5 protein-coding genes are annotated in these 4,397 nt (G+C 67.7%); all 5 read right to left on the reverse strand.

From position 1 onward, the window contains the following. Positions 1–282: 282 nt before the first annotated feature. On the reverse strand, positions 283–1,071 hold the full coding sequence (gene rnc, locus VKA86_13255; GenBank protein ID HKK72181.1) for a ribonuclease III: 789 nt from the start codon (positions 1,069–1,071) through the stop codon (positions 283–285). 83 nt (positions 1,072–1,154) lie between these two features. Next, a complete protein-coding gene (gene fabF, locus VKA86_13260; protein HKK72182.1) occupies positions 1,155–2,393 on the reverse strand; it encodes a beta-ketoacyl-ACP synthase II in 1,239 nt (412 codons plus the stop codon). Between the two features lie 64 nt (positions 2,394–2,457). Beyond that, positions 2,458–2,703, reverse strand: coding sequence for an acyl carrier protein (locus VKA86_13265; GenBank protein ID HKK72183.1), 246 nt, complete (start codon positions 2,701–2,703; stop codon positions 2,458–2,460). A gap of 57 nt (positions 2,704–2,760) precedes the next feature. Then, a complete protein-coding gene (gene fabG / locus VKA86_13270) occupies positions 2,761–3,510 on the reverse strand; it encodes a 3-oxoacyl-[acyl-carrier-protein] reductase (protein ID HKK72184.1) in 750 nt (249 codons plus the stop codon). A gap of 63 nt (positions 3,511–3,573) precedes the next feature. Continuing rightward, a partial coding sequence (fabD, locus tag VKA86_13275; GenBank protein ID HKK72185.1) for an ACP S-malonyltransferase occupies positions 3,574–4,397 on the reverse strand: 824 nt, incomplete at its 5' end.

The following is a 4,397-nucleotide window of genomic DNA, read 5'->3' on the forward strand; positions in this document are numbered from 1 at the left end:
GGGCGCTTGAGCCAGTAGGTGGTGGAGAATGTCTGCGCGGAGAAACACCGGCCACATGTCCTGCATACCGCACGCGGGACACGTCGACCGTCACCGGGGCGGACATAGGAGCCACGGCGATGGAAGGGCCACGGGCCGCCGAAATGATTGTGGTACTTGCAGTTACGGTTGGGGCAGTGGGGAGGCGTCCAACCGTTCGTCGGTCGATTGGTACGCATGACCCCGGATCCTTGCGAATCCGGGGCCATGAACAATCATCGAGGCAGAACCTAATCGGAACGATCACTCCTCGGGCAGTTCGCCGGCCGCATGGAGCTCGTCGATCCGCGCCAGCGCGCTCTCGGCTGCCCTCTGCTCCGCCTGTTTCTTGCTCGTGCCCGACCCCACGCCCAGGACGGTCCCCTTCAGCGTGACCTTCACCGTGAATCGTCGCGCGTGATCGGGGCCCGTGGTGAAGCTCACCTTGTACCGCGGGGGAACCTTGTAGCGCGCCTGGAGCTTCTCCTGCAGCTGGCTCTTGTAGTTCCGATGGACCCGCTCCTGCAGCGTGGCCTCGACATTGACCAGGATGTTGCGCGCCACGAAGTGCCGGGCACGATCGAGGCCTCCGTCGAGGTAGAGCGCGCCGATGATCGCCTCGGTGGCATCGGCAAGGATCGACTCGCGACGCCGCCCCCCCGTGCCGGCCTCGCTCCGGGACAGCAGCAGGTGCTCGCCCAGCCCGAGCCTCTCTCCGACCTTCGCCAGGGTCGCGCCGCAGACCAGCAAGGACTTTATCTTCGTGAGATCGCCCTCCTCCTTGCCGGTGAACTGGTGGTAGAGGAACTCGTTGACGATCATCCCGAGAACCGAGTCGCCCAGGAACTCCAGGCGCTCGTTGCTCTCGATCCGTTCGTGGCCGGTCACGTGGGCGTGGCTACGGTGCGTCAGCGCCTGGCGGAGCAGAGTCGGGTCTTCGAAGCGGTACCGCAGTTTCGACTCGAGCTGTTCCCCGCCCGGGATCTCGGCGTCGACCTCGGCAGGTCGGCCCAACAGCCGCATCCGGACCCAGCGGGCTACGCGGTCGAGCACTCGCGGCCTCCTGCGGGCGGCGGTGGACTCGGACGCGCTCGCGGAAGTCATGGAGTCCTCCGTCGGGGGGGCGACGGCCGGGATCAGGGGACGTACCGGCGCAGGATCAATGCCACGTTGTGCCCCCCGAAACCGAAACTGTTGCTGAGTGCCGTGTCGAGCCGCGCCTCGACCGCCTCGTTCGGCACGTGATCCAGATCGCACTCCGGATCGGCATCGGTGAGATTGATCGTCGGCGGGATCACGCCACGGTCGATCGCCAGGGCCGAGATGACCGTCTCCAGCCCTCCCGCTGCACCGAGCAGGTGACCGGTCATCGACTTGGTCGACCCCATCCGCAGACGGTGCGCGTGGTCTCCGAAGACCTGTTTGACCGCCTGGACCTCCCCCTTGTCGTTCAAGGGCGTGGAGGTGCCGTGGGCGTTGATGTATTCGATCGCCGTCGGGTCGAGTTCGGCCATGTCCAACGCTCCCCGCATGGCGCGGACGGCGCCCTCACCTTCGGGGTGCGGGGCGGTCATGTGGTGTGCATCCCCCGTCAGACCGAAACCTGCGACCTCGGCGACGATGTTCGCCCCTCGGGCCCGGGCGCGCTCCTCGTCCTCGACCACGAGGATGCCGGCGCCCTCGCCGATCACGAAGCCATCGCGTTGCGCGTCGAAGGGCCGGCTGGCGAGTTCGGGCTCGTCGTTGCGGGTCGACATGGCCTTCATGTTCGCGAAGCCGGCGATCGTCATCTGAGTGATCGTCGACTCCGTCCCCCCGCAGACCATGGCGTCGGCGAGGCCGTTGGCGATCAACAGCGCCGCATCGGCGATGGCGTGGGCCCCGGACGCGCAGGCCGAGACCGTGCAGTAGTTCGGGCCGCGGAGACCGTGCTCGATGGACACCAGACCGGCGGCCATGTCGCCGATCATCATCGGCACGAAGAAGGGACTCACCCGCCGGGGGCCCTTCTTCATGAGGATCGTGTGCTGTTCCTCGTAGACCACCATGCCGCCGATCCCGGAACCGATGATCACGCCGATCCGGTCGGGATCGTCCTTGGGCAGGCCGCTGTCGGCCATCGCCTCGTTGGCGGCGACCATCGCGAACTGGGTGAAGCGATCCATGCGCTTCGCTTCCTTCGGATCGAGGTGCTCCTCGATCACGAAGTCCGTCACCTCGCACGCGATCTTCGTCCGGTGCTCGGCCGGATCGAACTGGGTGATGGTGCCGGCCCCGGAGCGACCCGCCACGAGAGAGTCCCACATCGTGGGAACCCCGATGCCGACCGGGCTCACCGCCCCCATTCCTGTGATCACCACACGTCGTTGCAGCACGTCGGCCCCCAGGGCTTACGCGGAGACCGGGACCAACCCGGTCACGTCGCGGGAAGGTCTACGCTCAGCTCTTCTCCTGGAGACGGGCGTCGAGGTACTTGAGCGCCTCGCCGACCGTCCGGAGCTTCTCGGCGTCCTCGTCGGGGATGTCGACCTCGAACTTGTCTTCGAAGTCCATCACCAGCTCGACCTGGTCGAGCGAGTCCGCACCGAGATCGTCGATGAACGACGACTCGTCCTTGATCTGCTCCGAGTTCACACCGAGCTTGTCCTCGATGATCTTGTACACCTCGGCCTTGATATCCGACACGTCGGCTCCTCCGTTGACGTGCTGACAGAACACGGCCCCGACACCCCGGAATGGGCGTCAGGCCATCACCATGCCCCCGTCGCAGTTGATCACCTGACCGGTGACGTAAGAGGCCTCGTCCGAGAGCAGGAACGCGACCACTGCGGCCACGTCGTCTCCGCTCCCGAATCGTTGCAAGGGAATCTGCGACTTCAGCGTTTCCACCGCGCTCTCGGGCAGATCCGCCGTCATCTCGGTCTCGATGAATCCCGGGGCGACCGCGTTCACGGTGACCCCGCGACCCGCGAGCTCGCGTGCGGCCGATCGGGTCATCCCGATCAGTCCCGCCTTGCTCGCCGAGTAGTTCACCTGGCCGGCGTTGCCCATCTGGCCCACGACCGAGGTGATGTTGACGATGCGTCCCGCGCGCTGGCGCACCAACAGGGGTGCCGTCGCACGCAGGCAATGATAGGCCCCGTCTAGATTCGTGGCCAAGACCTCGCGCCACTGCTCCGGCTTCATGCGGATGAGCAGGCCGTCGCGGGTGATCCCGGCGTTGTTGACCAGGGCGTAGATGGATCCGTGCTGCTCCCTGGCTGCATCGATGGCCGCGTTCACCGACGGTCCGTCGGACACGTCCACCACGTGGATGCTGACCGTCGCACCCGTGGGGCCGAGCTCGTCGGCGGCCTCGCGGAGGGCGGATTCGCGGCGCGCGAACAGGGCCAGGTCGAACCCCGACCCCGCCAGCCGGCGCGCGATGGCGCGGCCGATGCCCTGGCTGGCTCCCGTGACGACCACGGTGCGGCGCTGCTCACCCTCTGTCAAGGCACTCTCCCCTTCCTGACACGACCCGACGCACTGCCTCCCGGCGGGAGACGGGCCGGATGTTTACCCCCGCTCCCGGAGCGAGGCAAGCACTTTCTCGGTGCCTTCGGCGTCGGAAGTGGCCACGAATTCGGCATTTCGGAAGCTGCGCGCACCGAGCGTGGTGAGCACGTTGCCCGGCCCGACCTCGACGAAGGTGGTCACCCCCTGCCCGACCATCCACGCCACCGAATCGTGCCAGCGCACGGGCGAGACCAGCTGGTCGACGAAGCCCTTCCTCAGCTCGTCTCCACTGTTGCAGGGACGAGCGGTCACGTTGGCCACCACCGGCGCCCCGGGGTCGGCGAAGCGAACGCCGGCGAGGAACTCCGCGAAGTCCTCCCGGACGACGTCCATCAGGGGCGAATGGAAGGCCCCACTGACGCTCAGGGGCATGACCCGGCGGGCGCCGGCGGCCTCGAGCGGTTCGACGGCCGCCTCGACCGCCGCCACGTCACCCGAGATCACCGACTGCTTCTCGCTGTTGAGGTTCGCCACGACCACGCGGCCGTCCTCGATCGTCGCGAGGACCTCCGTGATCGCCGCGGGATCGAGGCCCATGACCGCCGCCATGGTGCCGGGCACCTTCTGGCCGGCGTCCCACATGAGCTCGCCACGCCGCCGGACGACCCGCAGCGCGTCGTCGGCGCCGAGACTGCCGACCGCGGCCGCGGCGCTGAACTCCCCCAGGCTGTGCCCCGCCACGAAGTCCGGAACGAAGCCGAGCCGCTCCCGGATGACGGTGGCGACGGCCAGGCTGTGGAGCAGGATCGCCGGCTGGGCGTTGCGGGTCTCGGTGAGCTCCTCCATCGGGCCCTCGAAACACAGGGCGGCCAGGTCGAAACCGA

It is taken from the genome of Candidatus Krumholzibacteriia bacterium (assembly GCA_035268685.1).
Lineage (GTDB): Bacteria > Krumholzibacteriota > Krumholzibacteriia > JAJRXK01 > JAJRXK01 > JAJRXK01.